This window comes from uncultured Pseudomonas sp. (assembly GCF_913777995.1).
GTDB lineage: Bacteria > Pseudomonadota > Gammaproteobacteria > Pseudomonadales > Pseudomonadaceae > Aquipseudomonas.
Genome location: NZ_CAJYVE010000035.1, coordinates 1 through 26418 on the forward strand (window position 1 = coordinate 1; position 26418 = coordinate 26418).

Annotated in this window: 18 protein-coding genes and 1 rRNA gene; 11 read left to right on the forward strand and 8 right to left on the reverse strand. The window is 65.4% G+C overall.

Annotated elements, in window-relative coordinates; genetic code table 11:
• The 6 genes from rrf to QZ497_RS15775 all read left to right on the forward strand — a co-directional run.
• Window positions 1-103, forward strand: a 5S ribosomal RNA gene (gene rrf, locus QZ497_RS15750); the annotation flags it as partial.
• A gap of 151 nt (window positions 104-254) precedes the next feature.
• A complete protein-coding gene (gene recC, locus QZ497_RS15755) occupies window positions 255-3713 on the forward strand; it encodes an exodeoxyribonuclease V subunit gamma (protein WP_295476659.1) in 3459 nt (1152 codons plus the stop codon).
• Entirely contained in the window at window positions 3710-7420 is a 3711-nt protein-coding gene (gene recB, locus QZ497_RS15760; protein ID WP_295476660.1) for an exodeoxyribonuclease V subunit beta, read from the forward strand. Before recC ends, recB begins: the two co-directional genes overlap by 4 nt.
• Window positions 7417-9495: an exodeoxyribonuclease V subunit alpha gene (recD, locus tag QZ497_RS15765; RefSeq protein WP_295476661.1), complete on the forward strand. Its 2079-nt coding sequence runs from the start codon at window positions 7417-7419 to the stop codon at window positions 9493-9495. The genes recB and recD overlap by 4 nt, the downstream gene beginning before the upstream one ends.
• 415 nt (window positions 9496-9910) lie before the next feature.
• A complete protein-coding gene (locus QZ497_RS15770; protein WP_295476662.1) occupies window positions 9911-11158 on the forward strand; it encodes an MFS transporter in 1248 nt (415 codons plus the stop codon).
• A gap of 116 nt (window positions 11159-11274) precedes the next feature.
• Window positions 11275-12510: an OprD family porin gene (locus QZ497_RS15775; protein ID WP_295476663.1), complete on the forward strand. Its 1236-nt coding sequence runs from the start codon at window positions 11275-11277 to the stop codon at window positions 12508-12510.
• Between the two features lie 68 nt (window positions 12511-12578).
• Here the strand turns inward: QZ497_RS15775 and QZ497_RS15780 are convergent, their stop codons facing one another.
• A complete protein-coding gene (locus QZ497_RS15780; protein WP_295476664.1) occupies window positions 12579-13490 on the reverse strand; it encodes a LysR family transcriptional regulator in 912 nt (303 codons plus the stop codon).
• Between the two features lie 166 nt (window positions 13491-13656).
• Here QZ497_RS15780 and QZ497_RS15785 point away from each other — a divergent pair, with 166 nt between their 5' ends.
• Complete coding sequence (locus tag QZ497_RS15785) at window positions 13657-15108, forward strand: M20 family metallopeptidase (protein ID WP_295476665.1); 1452 nt, start codon at window positions 13657-13659, stop codon at window positions 15106-15108.
• 31 nt (window positions 15109-15139) lie between these two features.
• Here QZ497_RS15785 and QZ497_RS15790 read toward each other — a convergent pair whose 3' ends face one another.
• Window positions 15140-15658 carry an Hcp family type VI secretion system effector gene (locus QZ497_RS15790; protein ID WP_295476666.1) on the reverse strand — a complete coding sequence of 173 codons (519 nt, stop codon included), beginning with the start codon at window positions 15656-15658 and terminating at the stop codon, window positions 15140-15142.
• Between the two features lie 391 nt (window positions 15659-16049).
• On the opposite strand from QZ497_RS15790, the gene mmsB reads away from it, so the two are divergent.
• Window positions 16050-16937 carry a 3-hydroxyisobutyrate dehydrogenase gene (gene mmsB / locus QZ497_RS15795; protein WP_295476667.1) on the forward strand — a complete coding sequence of 296 codons (888 nt, stop codon included), beginning with the start codon at window positions 16050-16052 and terminating at the stop codon, window positions 16935-16937.
• A gap of 4 nt (window positions 16938-16941) precedes the next feature.
• On the opposite strand, the gene QZ497_RS15800 is transcribed toward mmsB, so the two are convergent.
• Window positions 16942-17868, reverse strand: a complete 927-nt coding sequence (locus tag QZ497_RS15800; protein WP_295476668.1) for a histone deacetylase — start codon at window positions 17866-17868, stop codon at window positions 16942-16944.
• Window positions 17869-17982: 114 nt separating this feature from the next.
• Here QZ497_RS15800 and QZ497_RS15805 point away from each other — a divergent pair, with 114 nt between their 5' ends.
• The 3 genes from QZ497_RS15805 to QZ497_RS15815 all read left to right on the forward strand — a co-directional run bounded on the left by QZ497_RS15805 (window position 17983) and on the right by QZ497_RS15815 (window position 20111).
• Window positions 17983-18552 carry a GNAT family N-acetyltransferase gene (locus QZ497_RS15805; RefSeq protein WP_295476669.1) on the forward strand — a complete coding sequence of 190 codons (570 nt, stop codon included), beginning with the start codon at window positions 17983-17985 and terminating at the stop codon, window positions 18550-18552.
• A gap of 99 nt (window positions 18553-18651) precedes the next feature.
• Window positions 18652-19521 carry an acyl-CoA thioesterase II gene (tesB, locus tag QZ497_RS15810; protein WP_295476670.1) on the forward strand — a complete coding sequence of 290 codons (870 nt, stop codon included), beginning with the start codon at window positions 18652-18654 and terminating at the stop codon, window positions 19519-19521.
• Complete coding sequence (locus tag QZ497_RS15815) at window positions 19518-20111, forward strand: HAD family hydrolase (RefSeq protein WP_295476671.1); 594 nt, start codon at window positions 19518-19520, stop codon at window positions 20109-20111. The genes tesB and QZ497_RS15815 overlap by 4 nt, the downstream gene beginning before the upstream one ends.
• 56 nt (window positions 20112-20167) lie before the next feature.
• Here the strand turns inward: QZ497_RS15815 and QZ497_RS15820 are convergent, their stop codons facing one another.
• The 5 genes from QZ497_RS15820 to QZ497_RS15840 all read right to left on the reverse strand — a co-directional run bounded on the left by QZ497_RS15820 (window position 20168) and on the right by QZ497_RS15840 (window position 25866).
• Entirely contained in the window at window positions 20168-21157 is a 990-nt protein-coding gene (locus QZ497_RS15820; RefSeq protein WP_295476672.1) for an alpha/beta hydrolase, read from the reverse strand.
• A gap of 4 nt (window positions 21158-21161) precedes the next feature.
• The gene (locus tag QZ497_RS15825; RefSeq protein ID WP_295476673.1) at window positions 21162-22025 is read right to left on the reverse strand and encodes a neutral zinc metallopeptidase; all 864 of its coding nucleotides are present in this window, start codon (window positions 22023-22025) and stop codon (window positions 21162-21164) included.
• Between the two features lie 67 nt (window positions 22026-22092).
• On the reverse strand, window positions 22093-23367 hold the full coding sequence (locus QZ497_RS15830; protein ID WP_295476674.1) for an MFS transporter: 1275 nt from the start codon (window positions 23365-23367) through the stop codon (window positions 22093-22095).
• 121 nt (window positions 23368-23488) lie between these two features.
• Window positions 23489-24574 (reverse strand): tRNA (uridine(54)-C5)-methyltransferase TrmA, encoded by a 1086-nt coding sequence (gene trmA / locus QZ497_RS15835; protein WP_295476675.1) that lies wholly within the window; start codon window positions 24572-24574, stop codon window positions 23489-23491.
• Entirely contained in the window at window positions 24571-25866 is a 1296-nt protein-coding gene (locus tag QZ497_RS15840; protein WP_295476676.1) for an NCS2 family permease, read from the reverse strand. Before QZ497_RS15840 ends, trmA begins: the two co-directional genes overlap by 4 nt.
• Window positions 25867-26418: the final 552 nt, after the last annotated feature.

Genomic DNA, 26418 nt, shown 5'->3' on the forward strand with positions numbered 1-26418 from the left:
GAGTGTTGGAACCACCTGATCCCATCCCGAACTCAGCAGTGAAACGACACATCGCCGATGGTAGTGTGGGGCTTCCCCATGTGAGAGTAGGTCATCGTCAAGATTAAACACCAAAACCCCTGATCGCACTGCGGTCAGGGGTTTTGCTTTTGCGCCGGGAAAACATCAGACCCGCATTGGCTCCATCTGGACGCCCGCCTGCGCAGCCCTTATGGTGCGCCCTTGAGTATTTCCCACGAGCCAAGGAAGCCCTAATGCCGTATACGACCTCATTGAACGCCGGTTTCATGGTGGTTCATGGCAACAGGCCGGATGAGTTGCGCAGCCTGGTCGTTTCCTGGATGCGTCGCTACCCCTTGGCGCCGTTGGAGAATGAAATCGCCCTGGTGCAGAGCAACGGTATTGCCCAATGGCTCAAGCTGGCACTGGCCGAAGACACCGAAGACGATGACATGGGCGGTTGTGGCATTGCCGCCGCCATCGACGTGCAATTGCCCGGCAGTTTCATGTGGCAGTTGTACCGTACTGTCCTGGGACGTGAAGAGATTCCCGCCACCTCGCTGCTGGACAAGGCGCCGCTGACCTGGCGTCTGATGCGTCTGTTGCCGGCGCTGCTCGAACGCCCGCATTTCGAACCCCTGCAACGCTTCCTTACCGACGACACCGATCTGCGCAAGCGCTACCAGCTGTCCGAACGCCTGGCCGACCTGTTCGACCAGTACCAGGTGTACCGTGCTGACTGGCTGGAAGACTGGGCGGCGGGGCGTCACCAATTACGCTCCGTACGCGGTGAAGTCCGTCCATTGAACCCGGCCAACATCTGGCAGGCGGAGTTGTGGCGTGCGCTGTTGCACGATGTCGGTGCCGAAGGCATGGCGCAGAGCCGCGCCGGCGTGCATCAACGCTTCATGGAATGCATTCAGGGCCTGGGCCAGGCACCGGCGGGCCTGCCATCGCGGGTCATCGTCTTCGGCATTTCCTCGCTGCCGGCCCAGACGCTGGAGGCATTGGCCGGTCTGGCGCGCTTCAGCCAGGTGCTGCTGTGTGTACACAACCCGTGTCGCCACTACTGGGCCGACATCGTGGCCGACAAGGACCTGCTGCGGCACCAGTACAAACGCCAGGCCCGCAAGCAAGGCATGCCCCAGGTGCTCGATCCCGAAGCGCTGCATCAGCATGCCCACCCTCTGCTGGCTGCCTGGGGCAAGCAGGGGCGTGATTACATCAATCTGCTCGACAGTCACGACAACCCGCACAGCTACCGCTTCTGCTTCAAGGATGAACGCATCGACCTGTTCAGCGACAGCGAACCCCGGAATTTGCTCAGCCAGTTGCAGGACGACATCCTCGAATTGCGTCCGCTCGACGAGACCCGCGAGCTATGGCCTGCCGTGGATCCTTTGCAGGATCGTTCGATCCGCTTCCATGTGGCGCACAGTGCCCAGCGCGAGGTGGAAATCCTTCATGACCAGTTGCTCGCGCGGTTCAGTCGCGACCCCGAACTGCGTCCCCGTGACATCATCGTCATGGTCCCTGACATCGACAGCTACGCCCCGCACATTCGCGCGGTGTTCGGGCAGATCGACCGCGATGACAAACGCTTCATTCCCTTCACCCTGGCCGACCAAGGTCAGCGCGGTCGCGAGCCGCTGCTGATTGCCGTGGAGCACCTGCTCAAGCTCCCGGACAGCCGCTTTCCGGTCAGTGAGATCCTCGACCTGCTGGATGTTCCGGCCTTGCGTGCGCGCTTCGGCATTCAGGAAAGCGACCTGCCGACCCTGCATCGCTGGATCGAAGGCGCTGGCATCCGCTGGGGACTGGACGCCCGGCAGCGTGCCGGGCTCGGTTTGCCGGAGGCCCTGGAACAGAACAGCTGGAAGTTCGGCCTGCGGCGCATGTTGCTGGGCTATGCGGTGGGCAGTGCCGAGGCCTATGACGGCATCGAACCCTATGACGAGATTGGCGGGCTGGACGCTGCGCTGATCGGCCCGCTGGTTGCGCTGATCGACGCACTCGACATCGCCCACGCGGAACTTAAAACCGCCGCCACCCCACAGGAGTGGGGCCTGCGCCTGCAGAATCTGCTGCGGGTATTCTTTCAGGCTGAAAGCGAGCACGACGACTACCTGCTGGTGCAGTTGGAGAACCTGCGCGAGCAATGGTTGCAGACCTGCGAAGTCGTCGGTCTGGTCGATGCCCTGCCGTTGACCGTGGTGCGTGAAGCCTGGCTGGCCGGGCTCGACCAGGGCCGCCTGTCGCAGCGCTTTCTGGCCGGTGCGGTGAACTTCTGCACGCTGATGCCGATGCGCGCCATTCCCTTCAAGGTGGTGTGTCTGCTGGGCATGAACGATGGTGACTACCCGCGTGCGCAAGCGCCACTGGACTTCGACCTGATGGGCAGCGACTACCGCCCCGGCGACCGTTCGCGGCGCGAGGATGACCGTTACCTGCTGCTCGAAGCGCTGCTGTCGGCCCGTGACCAGTTGTATGTCAGCTGGGTCGGCCACAGCATTCGCGACAACAGCGAGCGTCCGGCTTCGGTACTGATTGGCCAGTTGCGTGATCACCTGGCCAGCGGTTGGCGGCTGGCCGGAGTCGAGTCCGAATCGGGCCAGGCGCTGCTCGATGCCTTGACCCTGGCGCACCCGCTGCAACCCTTCAGCGCCCGCTATTTCACCCAAGGCTCGGGCTACTTCAGCTTCGCTCATGAGTGGGAAGCGCTGCATGAAGCGGTGCCGCCGGCTATCGATGCGCACCCTCTGCCGCCCCACCAGCCGCTGGAGCCCTTGGGCCTGAACCTGTTGCAGGACTTTTTGCGCAATCCGGTCAGGCATTTCTACACCCAGCGCCTGAAAATTTTCTTCGAGCAGGCCGAAGCGCCACTGGCCGACGAAGAGCCTTTCGTGCTCGACGCCTTGCAGCGCTACGGCGTGAGTGAAAGCCTGCTGATGGCGGCGATGCTCGACCCGCAGGCCAGCGAGGCCGCCATGCAGGCCCAGGCCCGGCGTCTGCAAGGCAGCGGGCTGCTGCCGATGGCCGGGTTCGGTACCGCTCTGCAAGCGGAGCTGATCGAGCCGTTGCCCAGTGTGCTGCAACGCTACCAGGCACTGTTGACGCGCTGGCCGGAGCCGCTGCATAGCGCCTTGCCGGTGAGCTTCGAGTACCGTGGCATGCAGCTCGAAGGCTGGCTGGGTGGCCTGCACCGCAATGCCGAAGGGCAGATGCTCGCGGTCAGCGCCGTGCCCAATGGCATCGGCTCGAAGAAGACCCGCAAGTGGCATCGCCTGATCCGTCCCTGGGTCAACCACCTCACCGCCTCAGCCTGTGGCCTGCCGCTGACCACCGCGCTGGTGGCCAGCGATGAAACCCTGCTGTTGCCGCCGCTGCCCGAGGCAGACGCGCGCCGCGATCTGCAGTACCTGCTCAGCGGCTGGCTGAACGGTATGCAGCATCCATTGCCGGTCGCCCCCAAGACCGCCTTTGCCTGGCTGTCGCAGGCCGGCGATCCGCTCAAGGCCGAGGCCGCGGCACGCAAGGCCTATGACGGTGATGGCCAGAACACCCAGGGAGAACGGGCCGAAAGCATTGCCCTGCTGCGTCAGTACCCGGACTTCGACGCCCTGCAAGACAGCGAAAGCTTTGCCGGCTGGTGCGAAGCCCTCTATAAGCCGATGTTCGACGCGCCCTGGCAGGGCGAGGAGGCGGGACAATGAATACCTCAGCGGCCTCTCGTCCCTTGGCACTGCGTTTTCCGCTGCGCGGCAGCCAGCTCATCGAAGCCAGCGCCGGCACTGGCAAGACCTTCACCATTTCCGCGCTCTACCTGCGCCTGGTGCTGGGGCATGGCGATGAGTCCAGCGGCTTTGGTCGTGAGCTGCTGCCGCCACAGATCCTCGTGGTGACCTTCACCGACGCCGCCACCAAGGAGCTGCGCGACCGCATTCGTACGCGCCTGGCGGAAGCGGCGCGCTTCTTCCGCGACGAAATCGCCGCTCCCGATACGCTGATCGCCGAACTGCGCGATGACTTCGCGCCCGAGCAATGGGCCGCGTGCGCCAGTCGCCTGGACATCGCCGCGCAATGGATGGACGAAGCGGCGGTGTCGACCATCCACAGCTGGTGCCAGCGCATGCTGCGCGAACACGCCTTCGACAGCGGCAGCCTGTTCACCCAGAGCCTGGAAACCGACCACAGCGAACTGCTGGGAGAAGTGCTGCGCGATTACTGGCGACGCTTCTGCTACCCCATGAGCGGGGCATCCCTGGCGTGGGTACGGGAAAACTGGGGTGGGCCGGATGCGCTGCTGCGACGCGTACGTGGCCTGTTCGGCCGCGAACTCAAACCGCTGGAACAGGATCCGGCGCAGTTGATCGACGAGGCACTGGAGCGCCGGCAGGCCGCCTTGCAGGCGCTCAAGGCGCCCTGGGTCGACTGGGTGCCGCAGCTGTTCGAGCTGTTCCAGGCGGCGGTGGCGGCCAAGCAGGTCAATGGCAACAAGATTCGCGAGAACTACTACCGGCCCTGGTTGGAAAAACTCGCGACTTGGGCGGCCGACCCCGCCCAGGAGCAGCTGGAACTGGGGACCGGCTTCACCCGCCTGACTCCGGACGGCATCGCTGATGCCTGGAAGGCCGAGCCTCCGGTACACCCGGCCTTCGACGCCATGCGAAGCCTCAAGGACGCGCTGGACAACCTGCCCAGCCCCGATGTCGAGTTGCTGCAGCATGCGGCGCGTTGGGTGGGCGCACGCTTCGAAAGCGAAAAGCGTCGCCGCGCCGAGATGGGCTTCGACGACATGCTGTTGCGCCTGGACAGCGCCCTGACCGGTGCCGCTGGCGAGCGCCTGGCCAGTCTGATTCGCGAGCAGTTTCCGGTCGCGCTGATCGACGAATTCCAGGACACCGACCCGGTCCAGTACCGTATCTTCGACAGCATCTATCGCCTGGAGGACAACGACCCGCATACCGGCCTGTTCCTCATCGGCGACCCCAAGCAGGCGATCTACGCCTTCCGTGGCGCCGACATTCATACCTACCTGCGCGCCCGCCGCGCCACTGCTGGCCGCTGGCACACGCTGGATACCAACTTCCGCTCCAGTACGGCGATGGTCGAAGCCGCCAACCAGGTGTTCCTGCACGCCGAAACCCGAGAACAGGGCCGTGGTGCCTTTCTGTTTCGCGAGCAGGGCGACAACCCGGTGCCGTTCAGCCCGGTTTTGGCTCAGGGTCGCAAGGAGCGTCTGGAGGTGCAGGGTCAGCCGCTCCACGCCTTGACGGTCTGGCACTGGGCGGGTGACGAACCGGTGTCCGGCGCCGCCTATCGCCAGCAACTGGCGGCGGCCTGTGCCAGTGCCATCGTCGCGTTGCTCAGCGGCGGCCAGCAGGGCACCGCAGGTTTTGTCCGCCCCGGCGAAGCACTGCGCGGTGTGCTGCCGGCCGACATCGCCATCCTGGTGCGCGACGGCCAGGAGGCCCAGGCCATCAGGGCTGCGCTGGCAGCGCGCAACGTCCGCAGCGTATACCTGTCGGACAAAGACTCGGTGTTCGCCGCCCAAGAGGCCCACGACCTGCTGGCCTGGCTCAAGGCCTGTGTCGAGCCGGACGCCGAGCGAGTGCTGCGCGCTGCGCTGGCGAGCATCACCCTGGCCTTGCCGCTGGCCGAGCTGGAACGCCTCAACCACGACGAACTGGCCTGGGAACGGCGTGTCATGCAGTTCCGTGGCCTGCGCATGCTGTGGCGCCAGCAGGGCGTGCTGCCGATGCTGCGCCGCCTGCTGCACGACTTCGGCCTGCCGCAGACGCTCATGGCCCGCAGCGACGGCGAACGCGTACTGACCAACCTGCTGCACCTGTCCGAGCTGTTGCAGCAGGCCTCTGGCGAGCTGGATGGCGAGCAGGCACTGGTGCGTTACCTGACCGAGCAACTGGCCTTGGGCGGGCAGACCGGCGAAGAGCAGATTTTGCGTCTGGAAAGCGACGAGCAACTGGTCAAGGTGGTCACCATCCACAAATCCAAGGGCCTGGAATACCCCTTGGTGTTCCTGCCGTTCATCTGTTCCAGCAAACCGGTGGACGGCAGCCGCTTGCCGTTGCAATTCCACGATGATGAAGGCCGGCTGCATTTCAGCCTGCAAGCCACCGCAGAACTGGTCAAGCGTGCCGACGACGAGCGTCTGGCCGAAGACCTGCGGCTGCTCTACGTGGCCCTGACCCGTTCGGTGCATGCCTGCTGGCTGGGGGTGGCTGACCTCAAGCGCGGCGCGAGCAAGCTCTCGCAGTTGCACCGCTCGGCGCTGGGCTACCTGCTCGGCGGCGGAGCGCCGCTGCGTGACAGCCAGGAACTCGACGAGTGGCTGCTGGCCCTGGCCGCGCCCAGCCGTGCGATTTCCGTGCAACCACTGCCCCAGGCCAACGACGAGCCCTTCACGCCCGTGCGCGTGCAGAGCGGGCCGATCAAGGCGCTCAGTGCGCGGCGCAAGGCGGCGGAGCACTGGTGGATCGCTTCGTACAGTGCCCTGCGCCTGGGCGATGGCATGGTCGCCGGCAGTGACAGCGCACCGGACACGCCGCTGGCGCAAAAGCTCTTCGATGACGACCGCCCCGACCCTCAGGCCGCCCGCGAGCCGGTGCCCGGCGTCAGCGACATCCACCGCTTTCCTCGCGGCCCCAACCCCGGCACCTTCCTGCACGGCCTGTTGGAGTGGGCGGGCAGAGAAGGCTTCGCCGAGGTGGCGGCGGACCCGCAGCGAACCCCTAACGGTCTGCTCCAGACCGTGGCCAAGCGCTGTGAGCGACGCGGCTGGAGCGCCTGGATCACGCCGCTGGGCGACTGGCTGGTCGACCTGCTGGGCATGCCCCTGCCGCTGGGGCCGCAGACACCACCGGTGGCCTTGTGCGACCTCGACCAGCCCAACCAGTACCGGGTGGAAATGGAGTTCTGGTTCGCCAGCCACCGCGTCGACGTACAGCGCCTGGATAGCCTGGTGCGCCAGCACACCCACGCCAATGCACCACGCCCGGCCGTGCAGACGGCCGCCCTCAACGGCATGTTCAAGGGCTTCATCGACCTGACCTTCGAGCATGACGGCCGCTATTACGTGGCCGACTACAAATCCAACTGGCTGGGTGCGGACGACAGCGCCTATGCCCCGCAGGCCATGGAAACCGCGATCCTCGAACACCGCTACGACCTGCAGTACGTGCTTTACCTGCTGGCCTTGCATCGCCAGCTCAAGGCGCGCCTGGCCGACTACGACTACGACCGCCACATGGGCGGCGCGTTGTACCTGTTCCTGCGTGGCAGCCGTGCGCCGGGGCAGGGCGTGTTCCATGCCCGCCCGCCGCGTGAACTGATCGAAGACCTTGACCTGTTGTTCCAGGGCCGCTTGCCGATGCCGCAGCGCGCAGGAGAACCCGCATGAGCCGTACCCTTGCCCACCTGTTGCCGACGCCCTTGCAGGCCGATGGCTTGAGCCACCTGGCACCGCTGGCCCGCGTCGACGACTTGCTGAGCCTGCTCGACCGCTGGACCGAGCGGGGCTGGCTGCGTGCCCTGGACCGGGCTTTCGTGGCCTTTCTGGCCAGCCTTGACCCGTCGGCCGATCCGCGCGTGCTGCTGGCCGCCGCACTGACCAGCCACCAACTGGGGCACGGGCATGTATGCCTGGACCTGTTCGAGACGCTTGATAAGCCGGACTTCGCCCTGTCACTGCCGCCGGAAGGTGATCTGCAGAGTGGCCCGATGCTGTTGCCCTCGCAGTTGCTGGGCGGGCTCGATGGCGCGGCCTGGTGCCAGGTGCTGGCCGACAGCCCGCTGGTGGCGGCGGCGCAGACCCCTGACCCCGAGCAGCAGCGCCGGCCCTTGGTCCTCGCCGAGCGGCGCCTGTACCTGCGCCGCTACTGGAATTACGAGCGGCGCATCGACGCGGTGCTGCACCGGCGCCTGGGGCAAGCGCAAGAGCCGCCAGCCGATCTGCGCCAGCGCCTGGATGCGCTGTTCGGCCAGCCCACCGAACAGATCGACTGGCAGAAGCTGGCCTGCGCCCTGGCCACCCGCCGCGCGTTCAGCATCATCACCGGCGGGCCAGGCACCGGCAAGACCACCACGGTGGTGCGCCTGCTGGCGTTGTTGCAGGCACCGGCCGTGGAAAGCGGCCAGCCGCTGCGTATTCGCCTCGCGGCACCCACCGGCAAGGCGGCAGCGCGGCTGACCGAGTCCATCAGCCAGCAAGTACGCCAACTGAGCGTCGATGAATCCGTGCGCGACAAGATCCCCAGTGAGGTCACCACCGTGCATCGCCTGCTGGGCAGCCGCCCCGGCACCCGGCACTTCCGCCATCACGCGGGCAACCCGTTGCAACTGGATGTGCTGGTGGTCGACGAAGCCTCGATGATCGACCTGGAAATGATGGCCAACCTGCTCGATGCCTTGCCGCCCCACGCCCGCATGGTGCTGCTGGGCGACAAGGACCAGCTGGCTTCGGTGGAGGCCGGCGCCGTGCTGGGTGACCTGTGCCGCGACGCCGAGGTTGGCCTGTACAGCCCGCAGACCCGCGCCTGGCTGGAGTCGGTGAGCGGCGAAAACCTCGCCGCCAGCGGCCTGCAGGAAGGTGATGCCACCCGGCATGCGCTGGCCCAGCAGGTGGTGATGCTGCGGCACTCACGACGCTTCGGCCAGGGCAGTGGCATCGGCCAGCTGGCCAGGTTGGTCAACCAGCAGCAGGCCGGCAAGGCCCGCGAGCTGCTGGCGGCCAACAGTCATTCCGACCTCTACCTGTGCCGCCTGGACAACCAGCCCGATGGCAGCCTGGAGCGCCTGGTGCTTGACGGGCACGGCCTGGAAGGCGAGCGCCCCCAGGGCTACCGCCACTACCTGGACTTGCTGGCGGTGCAGCGACCGGCAGCGGGCACCGATCTCTCTGACCCCTGCTGGACGGTCTGGGCCCGTGAGGTGCTGCAGGCATTCGACGAATTCCAGCTGCTCTGCGCGGTGCGCAAAGGACCTTGGGGTGTCGAGGGGCTCAACCAGCGCATCACGGCGGCGTTGTTCAATGCCGGGCTGATCGATGGCGAACAGTGGTATGAGGGGCGGCCTGTACTGATGACTCGCAACGACTACGGCCTGGGTCTGATGAACGGCGACATCGGCATCGCCCTGCGCGTTCCGGAACGAGAAGGCGACAGCCGCCAGGTGCTGCGCGTGGCCTTCGCGCGTAACGATGGCAGCGGTGGGGTGCGGCTGATTCTGCCCAGCCGGCTCAATGACGTCGAAACCGTCTACGCCATGACGGTGCACAAATCCCAAGGCTCGGAGTTCGCGCACACCGCGTTGATCTTGCCCGAAGCCTTGAATCCGGTGCTGACCAAGGAGCTGATCTACACCGGCATCACCCGGGCGCGGCGCTGGTTCAGCCTTATCGAACCCCGCCAGGGTGTGTTCGAGCAGGCGGTACAGCGCAAGGTCAAGCGCTTGTCGGGGTTGATGCTGGCTCTCTAGCCTCAATACGGGTCAGTTAGGGACGATCTGACTTTTGTTGGAGCGAGCTTGCTCGCGAAGAGGCCGGCAAAGCTCATGCATCTGTTGTGAACGTGACGCAGCCATCGCGAGCAAGCTCGCTCCAACGGTCTAACTGACCCGTATTGTCTCTAGCCCGAGGCCTGGCCGTTTTTCCGCCTGCACGGCCAGGCACCAAATCCGCTCAACGATGCAAAATGTTGCGCTCCGGCTTTGCTGCCACGGCAAGGTTTGCTTCTGAAATGCATAATTGTGGGAAAGGTAGGACCTCCCTACCATCGCTTCAAGGTTGACACACCGCCAGCCCGAGGCGGGGCTGAAGACCCCGCCCTTACAAGAAGCCGGAGAACCTTGAATGACAACTGCGCAGATGACGACATCAGCTGTGGCGGGACGTATGCCCAGGAGCAAGCTGTACAAGCTGGTCATCGCCTCATCCATTGGCAACGCCCTGGAGTGGTTCGACCTGATCGTCTATGGCTTTTTCGCCATGACCATTTCCAAGCTGTTCTTTCCTACCAGCGACGAAACCGTATCGCTGCTGCTGGCGCTCGGTACTTTCGCCGTTTCCTACCTGATCCGTCCGCTGGGCGCCATAGTCCTCGGCTCTTACGCCGACCGCGTAGGTCGCAAGGCGGCCATGCTGGTGTCGATCTGGCTGATGATGCTGGGCACCTTCCTGATCGCGGTCATGCCCACCTATGCCAGCATTGGCCTGCTGGCGCCGATCGGCATCTTCGCCGCCCGCTTGATCCAGGGCTTTTCTGCCGGTGGCGAGTTCGGCAGCGCCACGGCCTTGCTGGTGGAGCACGCCCCCGAGCGCAAGGGGCTGATCTCCAGCTTCATGTTCGCCAGCCAGGGTATCAGTGGCTTGCTGGCGTCAGGCTTTGGCCTGCTGCTGAGCAGCTACCTGACGGTCGAGCAGCTGGAGTCCTGGGGCTGGCGCATTCCCTTTCTGTTTGGCCTGCTGATCGGCCCGATCGGCCTGTATATCCGCCGCCACATCGACGAAGCCAGCGAGTTCCAGAAGAGCGAGCCCGAACACGCGCCGGCCGGTGCGCTGTTGCGTGGTCACAAGTACCGCATGCTGCTGGCCATCGGTGCCCTGGTGCTGTCGACCTCGGTGAGCTACGTGATCATCTACATGCCCACCTATGCCGTGAAACAACTGGGCCTGACCGCCTCCATCGGTTTTGCCGGCACGCTGCTCAGTGGCCTGGTGCTGACCCTGCTCACGCCCTTCATCGGCCACCTGTCCGATGTGTTCGGCCGCACCCGCATCATGTTCTGGGCGGCGCTGATCTTCATCGCCAGCATTTATCCGGCGTTCTCCTGGCTCGCTGCACACCCGACCCTCGGCGCCTTGCTGGCCGTGCTGTTCTGGATGAGCGTGCTCAAGGCCGTGTATTTCGGCGGCCTGCCAGCGCTGATGTCCGAACTCTTCCCCACCCAGGTCCGCGCCACGGGCATGGCCTTGAGCTACAACATCGGCACCACGATCTTCGGCAGCTTCACGCCGTTCTTCGTGGCCTGGCTGATCGGCACCAGCGGCAACAAGCTGGCACCGAGCTTCTACCTGCTGGCCACCGGCCTGCTCAGCCTGATCACCCTCCTGGCCATTCAGCGACAGCTTCGCCAGCGCTGATCCAGCGTTCCACCCGCAATACCGCAGTGCGTCGCCGCCCATGCCGGGCCGGCCGCGCGCCGCTGCGTGCCTGATCTTTCAATGGCCTGTAATCACTTGAGATTCTGGAGTGGGATATGTTCGATTCACGATTCAAATGTGCCGTGGCGGCCACTGTGGGCTTCTGTGCATCCGGCTCCGCCCAGGCGCAATTCTTCGATGACAGCCACTTGACCCTGGGGCTGCGCAACTTCTACGTGGATCGCGACTTCAAGCAGGCCGACGCGCCCAAATCGCGCACCGGCAGCTGGTCGCAGGGCTTCGACCTGCAGTTCAAGTCGGGCTACACCGACACCCCGATCCAGTTCGGCCTCGACCTGGGCACCGATTTCGCCTACCGGCTCGATGGCGGCAAGGGGCGCTCGCCCGATGGCGTGCTGCCCGTGCAAACCGATGGCAGCCCGGTACGTGACTACGGGCGCGCCAACGTGGCGGTCAAGCTGCGTTACTCCAAGACCGAGCTGCGCATTGGTGACCAACAACCGAACCTGCCGGTGGCCTCCTATGACCCCACCCGGCAGTTGATCACGCGCTACCAGGGCGCGGTGCTGGAGTCGCGGGAGGTCAAGGACCTGACCCTGACCGCCGGGCGCCTGTGGGGCATCACCGGCCGTGAGTCGTCCAACAGTGAAGAGCTGTACCTGTGGGGCGACACCCCGGCGCAATCTAGCGATGGCCTGAACTTCGCGGGCGCCACCTACGCCTTCACGCCGCAGCTGTCGGGCAGCTACTTCTACGCGCAACTGGAAGACATCTACCGCCAGCACTACCTCGGCCTGGCGCACAAGATGCCACTGGGGGGCGGCTTCACACTCAAGACAGACGTGCGTTACTACAACACCGAGGAAGAGGGCAAGGCGCTGTCCGGTCGGGTCGACAACCGTACCTATGGGGTGATGTTCAGCCTCAACAGGGGCGGCCACACCTTTGGCGCGGGCTACCAGCGCATGCTCGGGCTGGACACCTTCCCGACCTTCAACGACTACGCGCCAGCGCCGTATCTGATCAACTGGTCGGCACTGGGCTTCGTCAAGCCGGGCGAGCGTTCCTGGCAGGTGCGCTACGACTACGACTTTGCGGCGCTGGGCGTGCCTGGCTTGAAATGGATGGCGCGCTGGATGGAAGGCAACGACATCAACCTGGGCCGGCAGAGCCACGAGACCGAGCGCACCTCGATTCTCAGCTATGTCGTGCAGAGCGGTGCGCTGAAGGGCTTCGGGGCCAACTGGATGAACATCGGGGTGAGTACCCGCGAGTCCAGCCGCTACGAGGAAAACCGCCTGGCGCTGACCTACACGGTGAACTTCTGGTAAGGATGACCTGAGCGCCGTTCGCGGTCGAAGCCGTTTTCCGGGCGTGGCGGCGGGAAGCGGCTGAGGGTTCAGTTGCCCGGTTTGCTCACCGTCAGCAGCTGTTCTTCGAGGTAGCTCAGGAAGTAGCGCACCAGCACCGGCAGCTTGCGCCCGGCCATGATCTGCACCTGCAGGCTGCGTTGCCGCAGTTGCGGGTCGCTCATCGGTACCAGTACCAGGTCGTCGCGGTGTGCGGTGCCGCTGACCGTGGCCGCGCCGCACAGGGCGATCACGTCGCTGGAGTGGCGCACCGCATGGTAGATGGCGCCCAGCGAATGGCTGGCGTAGGCCGGAAGAATGGTCAGGCCGTGCAGGTTGCAGGCGATATCGAACAGGTAACGGATGGTCGAGCCGGCATGGGGCAGGGCCAGCGGGTAGGCGCTCAGTTGCCGTACCGTCAGCGACGGCTGGCGCGCCAGCGGGTGGCTGGCGGGCATCAGCGCAGTAACCGGCGAGTTGCAGCTCAGCGAGATTTCCACGCCCAGGGTCGGGGTCAGGCTGAAGGTCAGGGCAATGTCCACCATGCCTTCCTTGACCAGATGCGAAGCCCGGGCCGCATCCACCACCTGCAGATCGAAGCTGGCGCCTGGATGAAAGCCGCGAAACTGCGCGCAGACCCTGGGCAGGAACTCCCAGGCCATGCCTTCCGGGCAGGCCAGGGTGATCTTCTGCTGCTGCAGGGTATTGAGGCCGCGCATTTCGGCGATGACGTTCTTCACTTCCAACTGGTTGCGGTTGGCGTAGGCCAGCAGCAATTCGCCGGGCTCGGTGAGCTGCATGCCGCGCGGTTTGCGCTCGAACAGCTGCAAGCCGAGGCTGTCTTCCAGGTTGGCGATCTGCCGGCTCACTGCCGAGACCGCGACGTGAAGTTCTTCGGCCGCCGCCGACAGCGAACCGGTACGCGCCACGCTGTGGAAATAACGCAGAGGCAAATCGTGCATGAACCGGCTCCCGTGCTGCTTCAGGAATGTGCAAACCTGGTTTGCGTATAAGGCAAGGATGTATTGAAAACTTGATAATTGTTGCAAGCCAGGGCGCCACGTTAACCTGCCTCGCATCATTGGTCGAGTGCCTTACCCGACCGCGCCCTTTTGCAAGGAACCTGTTATGACCTCTTCGGCCCACACCCGTGAGCACGCCATCGAACTGGCCGCCCAGCACTACCGCAGTGGTGCGTTCCTGGACATCCTCGGGCGTCGCGTGGCACAGCGCACCGAAAGCCAGAACCCTGAATGCGCCGCCGCGCTGCACGATTATCTGCACGATGAACTGCAGCCGGTGCTGCAGGCTTTGGGATTTACCTGCCGGCTGCTCGACAACCCTCTGGCCGGCAAGCCGCCGCTGCTGCTGGCCGAGCGCATCGAGGGGGCGTCCCTGCCGACCCTGCTGAGCTATGGCCATGGGGATGTCACCAGCGGCCAGGACGATCTGTGGCAGGACGGCACTGCTCCCTGGCAGGTCAGCGTCAAGGACGGGCGTATCTATGGTCGCGGCACCGCCGATAACAAAGGCCAGCACAGCATCAACCTGGCGGCGTTGGAGGCGGTGCTGCAGGCGCGTGCCGGCAAGCTCGGTTTCAACCTGAAGATGCTCTTCGAGATGAGCGAAGAGGTCGGCTCTCCTGGCCTGGAAGAGGCGTGCCGCGAGCATGCCCAAGCGCTGGCTGCCGATCTGTTCCTGGCCTCGGACGGCCCGCGGGTGCGTCATGACCTGCCCACGCTGTTCCTCGGTTCGCGCGGTGTCTGCCAGTTCCGCCTGGTGCTGGACACCGGTAACGGCAGCCGGCATTCGGGCAACTGGGGCGGCATCATCACCAACCCGGCCATTGTGCTCAGCCATGCGCTGTCCAGCCTGGTGTCGGCCAGTGGGCAACTATTGCTGGACTTCCTCAAGCCGGCACCGATGAGCGAAGCCGTGGCGAAGCTGGTGCGTGAGTTGCCGGTGGGCGGCGAAAGTTTCGACCCGCAGCTCGACCCGAACTGGGGCGAGCCCGGCTTGAGCACCGGTGAAAAACTGTTCGGCTGCAATACCCTGGAAGTGGTGGGGCTGTCGGCGGGTAGCACGGTGAAGGTCATCGGCGCGATTCCGGGCCGCGCCGAGATGGTCTGCCAGCTGCGTTTCGTGCCAGGCACCGACTGGCAGAATCTGGCCGGCCACCTGCGTGCGCATTTCGACCGCCTGGGTCTGCAGGACGTGCAGGTGCAGGTCGAAGGCGGTTACGCGGCGACGCGGCTCGACCCCTCGCATCCCTGGGTCGGCTTCGTCAGCCGCTCGGTGGGCGCCAGCCTGGGCCAGCCAGTCAGCATCCTGCCCAACCTGGGCGGCACCATCCCCAACCACTGCTTCGCCGACGTGCTGGGCCTGCCCACCGTGTGGCTGCCGCACTCTTACCCTTCCTGCAAGCAGCACGCGCCGGATGAGCACCTGCTGGAGAGCATCGTAGAGCAGGGGTTGCGCGCCGCCGCCGGGCTGTTCTGGGACCTCGGCGAGCCGGCGCTGTATCCGGCCGGGATGCTGCCTGCGCGCAGAGAGGAGCGCCTGGCGACGCTCCAGGATTGACCCAGGCGAGCCGGCGTGGCCGGGGAATGGATCAGCCGGCGACCGGTACGCGCCAGTCGTCGCTGCCCGAGGTGCCGCTGGCCTCGTGGGTCCAGGTGATCTTGCGGTAGCTCATGTACACGTCCTGCAGGTGAGTGAACTGCGCGTTCTTCGGGTCCTGGCAGTTGTGCATGTAATCGCGGATGTCGACGATGATCGCGTCCTCCAGGCGGGTGGTGTAGTAGTGCTCCTGCTTGCCCTCGGCAGAGGTGCGGTACCACTTGATGACCACCTCGGTGAGTACTTCGCCGCTGGTCAGTGCCGCCAGCAGCAGCGGCGAGGCCTTGTCGAACACTTTGGTGACGCAGGCCGGTTCGTGGATGCGCTGGCCGCTGGGCTGGCCGGATTGCGTGTCGCGGGGAATCAGCACCTTGTGGGCGAAGGCCTGGACCATCACCTCGTCCTCGTGACCTTCCTGATAGATGTTGCCCACCGAGGCGGCAGTGAAGGCGCCCTGAGTGATCAGGCCTTGTTTGGTGCCGGTGACCGACATGTATGCGGGTGTCGCCATGCTTAACTCCTGAAAAATGAAGCCGACGCTGGCGGACCGTAACGGCCGCCTGATGCGTGCGGTGCGCGGCGTACAACTCAAGAACCGTGCCTTCACAGCTAAATCGTTGAGAATCAATGGCTTGGATCAATTCACGGCGTGCTGTGGGTGAGTTTTTCCCGCGAAAGCGCGCAATAGCCCGCGTGGGCCTGCGCAAATGCTGCGCAGCGCCCTGCAGGGGCGTGGTCACAGGCTTCCACCAGGCTGTGCACAGAGTTATCCACAGCTTGTGCGGAAAATGTCGTTCATGCCGACGGCATCGGCAGGCGAGAAATGCCGCTACCTGAGCTTCAATCAATGCATGAGGGCGCAGTGCCAGACCTCCTGCTGCCGCCTGCCAAGGAGAACGACAATGAAGATTGCATTCATCGGCCTGGGCAACATGGGTGCGCCCATGGCCCGCAACCTGCTCAAGGCCGGGCATTACCTGCATCTGTACGATCTGGACCGCGACGCGGTGGCCGAGCTGGCGGCGCTGGGCGGGCAAGCCAGCGACTCTCCGGCCCATGCCGCCCAGGGCAGTGAACTGGTGATCTCCATGCTGCCGGCGGCTGCCCATGTGCGCAGCGTGTTCCTCGACACCAACGGGGTGCTGGCCGGTATCGCCGCCGGCACCCCGGCCCTGGACTGCAGCACCATCGACCCCCAGAGCATCCGCGACATCGCCGCATGTGCCGCCGCCCAGGGCGTGGTGGTGGGCGATGCGCCGGTGTCCGGCGGCACCGCAGGGGCCAGCGCTGGCACGCTGACCTTCATGGTCGGTGGCTCGGCGGCGCATTTTCAGCAGGTCAGGCCGGTGCTGGCGCAGATGGGCCGCAATATCGTGCACTGCGGTGAGGTCGGCACCGGGCAGGTCGCCAAACTGTGCAACAACCTGCTGCTGGCGATCTCGATGATCGGCGTGTCCGAGGCCATGGCGCTGGGCAACGCCCTCGGTATCGATACCCAGGTGCTGGCCGGTGTCATCAACAGTTCTACCGGCTGTTGCTGGAGTTCGCAGAGTTACAACCCCTGGCCTGGCATCGTCGAGACAGCGCCGGCTGCGCGGGGCTATACCGGTGGTTTCGCCGCCGACCTGATGCTCAAGGACCTGGGGCTGGCCACCGAGGCAGCCCGCCAGGCGCACCAGCCGGTGATCCTCGGCGCGCTGGCGCAGCAGCTGTTCCAGGCCATGAGCCAGCGTGGCGAAGGCAAGCGGGACTTCTCGGCGATCGTCGAAAGCTATCTGAGCAAGTCCTGAGCCGTCAGGCCGGGCCCAGGCCGCGCTCCAGCCACACCTGGCGGGCGCTGTGGTGCAGGATGCCATGGCGCCTGGCCAGGGCCAGGCGGTCCTTGCTGTAGCCGCCCCCGATCACGCCCATGACCGGAATGTCGCGACCCAGACAGTGATGCAGCACGGCGCAGTCGCGGGCTGCCAGGCCCTGGTCGGTCAGCTTCAGGTAGCCCAGGGCATCGTCCTGATGGACGTCCACCCCGGCGTCGTACAAGACCAGGTCCGGCTTGTAGAAGGGCAGCAGGTAATTGAGCGTTTCGTCCACCACCTGCAGGTAGTCGGCGTCGCCCATGCCCATCGGCAGCGGGATGTCCCAATCGCTTTGCGCCTTGCGCGCCGGGAAGTTCTTCTCGCAGTGCAGCGAGACGGTAATGGCCTCTTCGGTGTCGGCCAGCAGACGTGCGGTGCCGTCGCCCTGGTGCACGTCGCAGTCGAAGATCAACACCCGGCCGACCCGGCCGCTGGCCAGCAGGTAGCGGCTGATGATCGCCAGGTCGTTGAAGATGCAGAAGCCGGCCGGGTAGTCGTAGTGGGCGTGATGGGTGCCACCGGCCAGATGGCAGGCCAGGCCATGGCGCAGAGCCTGCTCGGCGGTCAACAGCGAGCCGCCGACGGCACGCACGGTGCGCCGCGCCAGTGGCTCGCTCCACGGCAGGCCGAGGCGCCGCTGGTCTTCGCGCGACAGCTCGCCACTCATGAAGCGGGCGATGTACGCCGGGTCGTGGGCCAGGGCCAGGATATCCGGCGGGCACAGCGCCGGGCGTAGCAGCTGCTCGTCACGCACCACGCCGCTGTCGACCAGGTGATCGCGCAGCAGGCGGAACTTGTCCATCGGGAAACGGTGGTCGGCGGGGAAGGGCGGGCTGTAATCGTCGTGAAAGATCAGTGGCAGGGACATTTTCGGCAAGCTTGGAGGTCCAAGCGCGATAGTGCCAGTTCAGCCTGCCATCGCACAGTATTCATCGCAGGCTACACTGGCGCGATCCTTTGAGATGGCCCGGAGAGATGACGGATGGAGCCGATACTGACCCTCGATAGCGCACGGCTGCTGATGCGCCAGTGGCGCGATGACGATTTGCCCGCGTTCGCCGCCATGTGCGCCGATCCGCAGGTGATGCGTTACTTTCCCGAGCCCATGACCCGTCTGCAGAGCGCGGCGATGATCGGTCGCCTGCGCGGCCATTTCGCCGAGCTGGGCTTTGGCCTGTGGGCCCTGGAACGCAAGGACACCGGTGCCTTCATCGGCTTCACCGGCCTGCTGGTGGTGGAGTTCGACGCGCCGTTCACGCCGGCGGTGGAGATTGGCTGGCGCCTGGCCCGCGAGCACTGGGGCCTGGGCTTTGCCAGCGAAGCGGCGTGGACGGCGCTGGGTTGTGGTTTCGAGCGCCTGGGGCTGGACGAGATCGTCTCCTTCACCGCACGCAGCAACCAGCCCTCCCAGAAAGTCATGCAGGCCATCGGCATGCAACCCGACCCGGCCGGGGATTTCGAGCATCCAGCCGTGGCCGACGGGCACCCGCTCAAACCACACGTGCTGTATCGCATCAACCGCGAGCAATGGTTGTCGACCCTGCAAGGCTGAAGGATTTTGTATCATTCGTGCCAGTTGCCTGCCTGTGTGCGTCCCATGCGTAGCGCGCCGCACCGAGCGGGCGAAACCCTTTGCTGCAAGGAGTCGTGAATGAGCCGAGTGCTGGAAGACCTGGTCGATCTGCTGACGTTGGAAGCCATTGAAGAAAACCTGTTTCGCGGCCGCAGCCAGGACCTGGGTTTCCGCCAGCTGTTCGGCGGCCAGGTGCTGGGCCAGTCGCTGTCGGCGGCCAGCCAGACCGTCGAGGATGCCCGCCATGTGCATTCGCTGCACGGCTACTTTTTGCGCCCCGGCGATGCCCAGTTGCCGGTGGTCTATCACGTCGACCGGGTGCGTGACGGTGGCAGCTTCAGCACCCGACGGGTCACGGCGATCCAGAAGGGCAAGCCGATCTTCACCTGCAGCGCCTCGTTCCAGTACGACGAAGCAGGCTTCGAGCACCAGGCCTCGATGCCCCAGGTGGTCGGGCCGGACAACCTGCCCTGCGAGCTGGAGTTGCTGACCCGCCGTGCGCATCTGATTCCCGAGCCGCTGCGCGACAAGTTCCTGTGCCCCAAGCCCATCGAGTTTCGCCCGGTCACCGCCGAGGACCCCTACGATCCCAAGCCCGGCGAGCCGGTCAAGTATGTGTGGTTCCGCGCCGACGGCACGCTCAAGGACATTCCTGCGCTGCACAAGTACCTGCTGGCCTACGCCTCGGACTTCAACCTGCTGACCACCTCGCTGCTGCCACATGGCAAGACCGTCTGGCAGCGTGACATGCAGGTCGCCAGCCTCGACCACTCGCTGTGGTTCCACAATGACCTGCGCGCCGACGACTGGCTGCTGTACGCCATGGACAGCCCCTGGGCCGGCAACTCGCGCGGCTTCTCGCGCGGCAGCGTGTATAACCGCGCCGGGCAGCTGGTGGCCTCGGTGAGCCAGGAAGGTCTGATCCGCCATCGCAAGGACTGGGCATGAACCTGCACGAGATCCGTCACTGGGTGTTCGACATGGACGGCACGCTGACCGTGCCGGTGCATGATTTCCCGGCCATCAAGCGCGCCCTGGAGATTCCGCCGCAGGCCGACATCCTCGGCCACCTGGCCAGCCTGCCGGCCGCCGAGGCCGCAGCCAAGCACGCCTGGCTGCTCGAACACGAGCGCGAGCTGGCGCTCGGCTCGCGACCGGCCGCCGGGGCCGTGGAACTGGTTCGTGAGCTGGCCGGACGGGGTTATCGCCTGGGCATCCTCACCCGCAACGCCCGTGAGCTGGCGCACATCACCCTGGCCGCCATCGGGGTGGCCGACTGCTTTGCCGTGCAAGACGTGCTGGGTCGCGACGAAGCCACCCCCAAGCCCGACCCGGCGGGCCTGCTGAAACTGGCCAACGCCTGGGACGTCGCGCCACAGCGCATGGTGATGATCGGCGACCACCTGCACGACCTTAGCTGCGGTCGCGCCGCCGGCGCTCGCACGGTGCTGGTCAACCTGCCGGACAACCCGTGGCCGGACTACAGCGACTGGCACCTGCCCGACTGTTTTGCGTTGCGCGCGCTGTTGCAGTGGTGAGTCATTCGCGGCTGAAGCCGCTCCTGGGGTAGGAGCGGCTTGAGCCGCGATGCGTTTTACAACGGCTTGAAGAGGACCGCCTGGCCTTCGGGCGAGCTGAACAGCGCATCGCCGTTATGAGCGACCTTGGGCACCTGTACCACGCGCTGGTTCAGGCCCTCAGGGTGGCGTTTGGTCAGGTAGTCGAAGTAGTTCTGCCCACGGCTCAGGCGGTCTGCGCCCTGGGCCTCGGCGGCGCAGCTCTTGTCCAGCGCCGGGTGGTTGGGGTCGTTGTCCTGCAGCGCCAGCAGGTAGGTCACATCACGCTGCACGTAGGCCTTCTCCAGCCCGGCCTTGTCGAACTTCTCGGCGTAGGGTGGCAGTTTGTTCAGGCCGTATTTCCAGTCGTTGAAGCCGGGGCAGTTCTTCTCGGGTGAGGCAACCGGGCGTTGTGCGTCGAACCAGGCGTAGGTCGATGGGGTGGCCACCACGTAGCGCAGGCGGATGTTTTCCTGCTTCAGGCGCGCTTCCTCGCGACCGCCGAGCACGGCATAGCGCTGCACCATCTGCGCGCCACCGGAGTGACCGGCGACCACGATTTCCTTGAGGTTGGGGAACAGCTTCGGATCGCTCAGACGCCGGATGATGTGGTCCAGCACCGTGAAGGAACTGATGCCCTTGCCCTCCAGCGAGCGGTTGCCGGCCATCCAGTCATCTTCATGCCAGCGCAGGATGTTGTCGCCCAGGTGGTGCGCCGCCACGTCCTTGTCGTCGAGGAACTGCGGGGCGATCAGCAGCGTGCGGTTGCGCTCCTTGGCGATGTTCGCCGCGCGCTCGATGGTGCGCAGATAGGTGGGCGCATTGCGCTGGCGACCATGGACCATGATCACGGCTCGCTGGATCTGCGGCTTGGGACGGACCCAGTCCTGGCTCAGCGCTAGGGTTGCCTGGCCGCCGTTGATGGCCAGCCGGTCGGGTGCCAGGGACTTCGCGGGCGGCGTCTCGGCCTGTGCGCTCAGGCTCAGGAAGGTGCTGCTCAACATCAGGGCCAACAACGGTTTGATCATGAATTCACAGGCTCTTGGCGGCGAAGGTATCGCATTGGTTGATATTGCCCTGGGCGAAGCCGGTCTTGAACCAGCGGACCCGCTGCGCGGACGTCCCATGGGTGAAGGAGTCGGGCACCACATGGCCGCGGCTCTGACGTTGCAAGCGATCATCGCCAATGGCGTTGGCCGCGTTCAAGGCTTCTTCAATATCACCCGGCTCAAGCCAGTTCAAACGCTTTTGTGCATTGTGCGCCCAGACCCCGGCCAGGCAGTCGGCCTGCAGTTCCTGGCGCACCAGCAGGCCGTCGGCGCCTTCCATGCGCTGGCCGCGTTGCCGCGCGGCTTGGACCTTGGCTGAAATGCCCAGCAGGGTCTGCACATGGTGGCCGACTTCATGGGCGATCACGTAGGCCTGGGCGAAGTCGCCCGCCGCCGAGAAGCGCTGCGACATCTCGCGGAAGAAGTCCAGGTCGAGGTAGATCCTGCGGTCGGCAGGGCAGTAGAAGGGGCCGGTGGCAGCGGTGGCGAAACCGCAGGCGGAGTTGACCTGGCCGTTGAACAGCACCAGTTGCGGGTCCTGGTATTGCCGCCCGGCCTGGTTGAATGCCGCCTGCCAGCTGTCTTCGGTGTCGCCAAGCACGGCGCGCACGAAATCCACCTGCTGATCGTTACCGGCCGGGCGCTGCGCCGTGGGCGCGGCGGGCTGTTGCAGTTGCCCGGTGATCTGGCCGAGGATCTGCAGCGGGTCCTGGCCGGTCAGCAGGCCGAACACCACGATCAGCGCCACCCCGCCCAGGGTCAGGCCCTTGCCGCCGAAACGCCGGCCGCCGCCGTCACCGCGTGCATCCACTACGTTGTCGCTACGTCGTCCCTTTCTCCACAGCATCGGACTTTTCCTCGACACATTCCCGAATGAGTTTCGCCGCTGTATTGGCGGCGTGCCACTCCATCGGTCACTCGGCTGTCGTGGGAGTTCCCGCCGGAGCGGCATCGGCGAAGCGGTCGACCTTGCGCAGGCTCTTGAAGCCGGTCATCCACAGGCCAACCACCCCGAGCGTGCACAGGCTGCCGGTGATCGCCGCCGGGATGGCGCCGATCAGCGAGGCACTGGTGCCGGCCCGGAACTCGCCCAGCTCGTTGGAAGAGCCGATGAACAGCATGTTCACCGCACTGACCCGGCCACGCATGGTGTCCGGGGTGGAGAACTGCACGAGCGTGGTGCGGATGTAGACGCTGACCATGTCGGCTGCACCCGCCACCAGCAGGGCGGCGAAGGACACCCAGAACAGTGTGGACAAGGCGAACACCAGGTTGGCCAGGCCGAACAGGGCGACGGCGCTGAACATGGTCAGGCCCACATGACGGTCCAGCGGACGCATGCTCAGGTAGATGCCGGTGACCAGCTCGCCCAGGCTCATGGCGCTGCGCAGTGCGCCCAGGCCCTGCGGGCCGAGCATCAGCACTTCATGGGCGTAGATCGGCAGCAGGGCCACCACGCCGCCCAGCAGCACGGCGAACAGGTCCAGCGAAATGGTGCCGAGGATGATCGGCCGCGAACGGATGAACGCAATGCCGGCGGTGAAGCGCTGCCAGGCGCTGCCGTCGAGCTTGACCCGGGCTTCGGCATAGGGGGTGGGCACCAGGGGCAGCAGCAGGATGCCAGCGATGAATGCCGTTACGCAGGTGGCGTAGGTCAGCTCGGCGCCGCCGAAGGCATACAGGCCGCCACCGACCAGCGGGCCGGCCACGGTGGAGCAGCGCATGATCACGCTGTTGGTCGCGATTGCCGATGCCAGTCGATCGCGCGGCACGACCTGCGGCAACAGGCTTTGCATGGTCGGGCCGGTGAAGGCCCGCGCCGCGCCGTAGAACACCAGGGCGGCGTACACCAGGCGCACGTCGTGCAGATTGAAGAAGGAAAACAGCAGCAGGATGACGCCACACAGCGCTTGCGCCGCCCAGCTGAGCATCAGGATCAGCTTGCGGTCGAAGCGGTCGATCAGGTCGCCCGCGGGCATCAGCAACAACAGCATGGGGATGAACTGCGCCAGGCCGGCGTAGGCCAGGGCCATCGGATCGCGGGTCAGGTCGTAGACCTGCCAGGCCACCACCACGGCCTGGATCTGCATGGCGAACATCGCCAGCAGGCGGGCACTGAGGAAGGGCAGAAAGCCGGGTTGACGAAAGATCCCTTCGGCGGTGGAAGGTGAGGAGGATTCAAGACTCAAGGCAGGTACCCACGAACGCAGGATAAAGGCAGATGGCCGTTATACCGCAGATGATAGGTAGCTGCCTATTAATCCATGCCGGGGCATCCGCCGGGAATGGGCATTCCCGGCTGGCTCCGGTTCAGCGACGCACCAGCAGGACCCCGGATTCCATGTGATGGGTGTAGGGGAACTGGTCGAACAGCGCGCAGCGCTCGATGCGGTGGGTGTCGTGCAACTGGGCGATGTTGGCCGCCAGGGTCTCCGGGTTGCAAGAGATGTACAGGATGCGCTCGAAGCGGCGGGTCAGCTCGCAGGTGTCCGGGTCCATGCCGGCGCGCGGCGGGTCGACGAATACGGTACCGAAGTCGTAGCTCTTCAGGTCCACGCCCTGCAGACGGCGGAACGGACGCACTTCATTGAGGGCCTGGGTCAGCTCTTCGGCGGACAGGCGCACCAAGGTGACATTGTTCACCGCGTTGTCGGCCAGGTTGGCCAGCGCTGCGTTCACCGAGGTCTTGCTGATCTCGGTGGCCAGCACCTGACGGGCGCGAGTGGCCAGGGGCAGGGTGAAGTTGCCGTTGCCGCAATACAGCTCCAGCAGGTCATCATCGCGCTGGCCCATGGCTTCGAGGGCCCAGCCCAGCATCTTCTGGTTCACCGTGCCGTTGGGCTGGGTGAAGGCGCCTTCCGGCTGGCGATAGCGCCAGGTGCGCCCGCCGACCAGCAGCTCTTCGGTCACGTAGTCGCGGCCGATCACCAGGCGCTGACCACGCGAGCGGCCGATCAGGCTGACCTGCAGCTCGGCGGCCAGTTGCTCGGCGGCAGCCTGCCAGGCGTCGTCCAGCGGTCGGTGGTAGCACAGGGTGATCATCGCGTCGCCGGCCAGGGTGGTGAGGAAATCCACCTGGAACAGCTTGTAGCTCAGTGCCTGGCTGGCCTGCCAGCCGTCGCGCAGACGCGGCATCAGCTCATTGATACGGCGGCTGGCGATGGGCAGGCCGTCGAGCAGGATAGGCGTGTGCTTGTCACCGGGGGCGAACATCGCGTAATGGCGCTGCTGGCCCTCGAACCACAGGCGGAACTCGGCGCGCAGCCGGTAGTGCTCGCGGGGTGAGTCGAAGACCTGCGGTGCCGGTGCGTCGAAGGGCGCCAGCAGGGTCTGCAGGCGGGTGGTTTTCTCGGCGAGCTGCTGATCGTAGCCCGCCGGGTCGAAGGGAACACTCATGCGTTGAACCAGCCCAGCTTGATGACGAACAGCACCGACAGGACCACCAGGGCGGCGTTCAGCTCGCGCCCGCGCCCCGAGAGCAGTTTGATCGCCGTCCAGGAAACGAAGCCAAAGGCGATGCCGTTGGCGATGGAGTAGGTGAATGGCATGGCCAGGGCGGTGACCACCACCGGCGCGGAGACGGTGATGTCTTCCCAGTCGATCTCGGCCAGGCCCGAGGTCATCAGCACCGCGACGAACAGCAGCGCTGGCGCCGTGGCGTAGGCCGGTACGCTGCTGGCCAGCGGTGAGAAGAACAGCGCCAGCAGGAACAGCACGCTGACCACGATGGCGGTCAGGCCAGTGCGGCCGCCGGCACTCACGCCGGCTGCCGATTCGATGTAGCTGGTGGTGGTCGAGGTGCCCAGCAGCGAACCGGCCATGGCGGCGGTGCTGTCGGCGATCAGCGCGCGGCCCATCTTCGGCATGTGGCCGTCCTTGCCCATCAGCCCGGCGCGCTTGGCGACGCCGATCAGGGTGCCGGAGTTGTCGAAGATGTCGACGAACAGGAAGGCGAAGATGATGCTCACCAGGCCCACGTCCAGAGCGCCCTTGATGTCCAGTTGCAGGAAGGTCGGGGCCAGCGACGGCGGTGCCGATACCACGCCCTGGAAGGTCGAGAAGCCCATGACGATGGACACCAGGGTCACCGCCAGGATGCCGATCAGCACGGCGGCACGCACTTTCAGGCGGTCCAGGGCGACGATCAGGAAGAAGCCCAGGGTCGCCAGTACCGGCGCTGGTTGCTTCAGGTCACCGAGGCCGAGCATGGTGGCCGGGTTGGCGGCGACGATCTTGGCGTTCTGCAGGGCGATCAGTGCCAGGAACAGGCCGATGCCGGCGGCGATGGCCGAGCGCAGGGCCAGCGGGATGCTGTTGATGATCCACTCGCGGATACGGAAGATCGACAGCACGAAGAACATCACCGCCGAGAGGAACACCGCGCCCAGCGCCACTTGCCAGGTGTGGCCCATGTGCAGGACCACGGTGTAGGTGAAGAAGGCGTTCAGGCCCATGCCCGGCGCCAGGGCGATCGGGTAGTTGGCGATCAGGCCCATCACTGCCGAGCCGATGGCCGCTGCCAGGCAGGTCGCGACGAACAGCGCACCTTTGTCCATGCCGGTCTCGCCGAGGATGCTCGGGTTGACGAAGAGGATGTAGGCCATGGCCAGGAAGGTGGTGACGCCCGCGAGAAGCTCGGTGCGCACGTTGGTGTTGTGTGCCTTGAGTTGAAACAGCCTTTCCAGCATTTCGGGCTCCGATGGAACTGGCCTGCGCCGTGAATGATTCGACTCCAGCGGCACAGCTGCACCCGGCGGCATTGCCCCGGTGCGGTTGTGGCCTGGAAAAAGCCGCGCATCATACCAGCCGACTGCAAAACGTGCTGCACACGGATGATCGATGGCGAACCTGTGAGAGCGCTTGATAAGCAAGAGCGGTGCCATGCCAGATTCAGGCTCGGTAGGGGGACGGCGCCATGGGCCGTCCCTGGCCCAGTGCGCGTAAGCCCAATACTGATCTTTTAGACCAGAGCAATCCGATCTGGCGTCGTTTTTGCTTTTCAAGCACCGATCTCACAAACGCCGCAAAACGCGACTTCGGTGCAGGCCGAGTGGAGGTGTCATGGAAGGGGGTAAGCCGGCAGGGAAGCCGGCTTAGGCGCACTGGGCCAGGGACGGCCCATTGCGCCTAAGCCGGCTTCCCTGCCGGCTTACCCCCTTCCATGACACCTCCACTCGGCCTGCACCGAAGTCGCGTTTTGCGGCGTTTGTGAGATCGGTGCTTGAAAAGCAAAAACGACG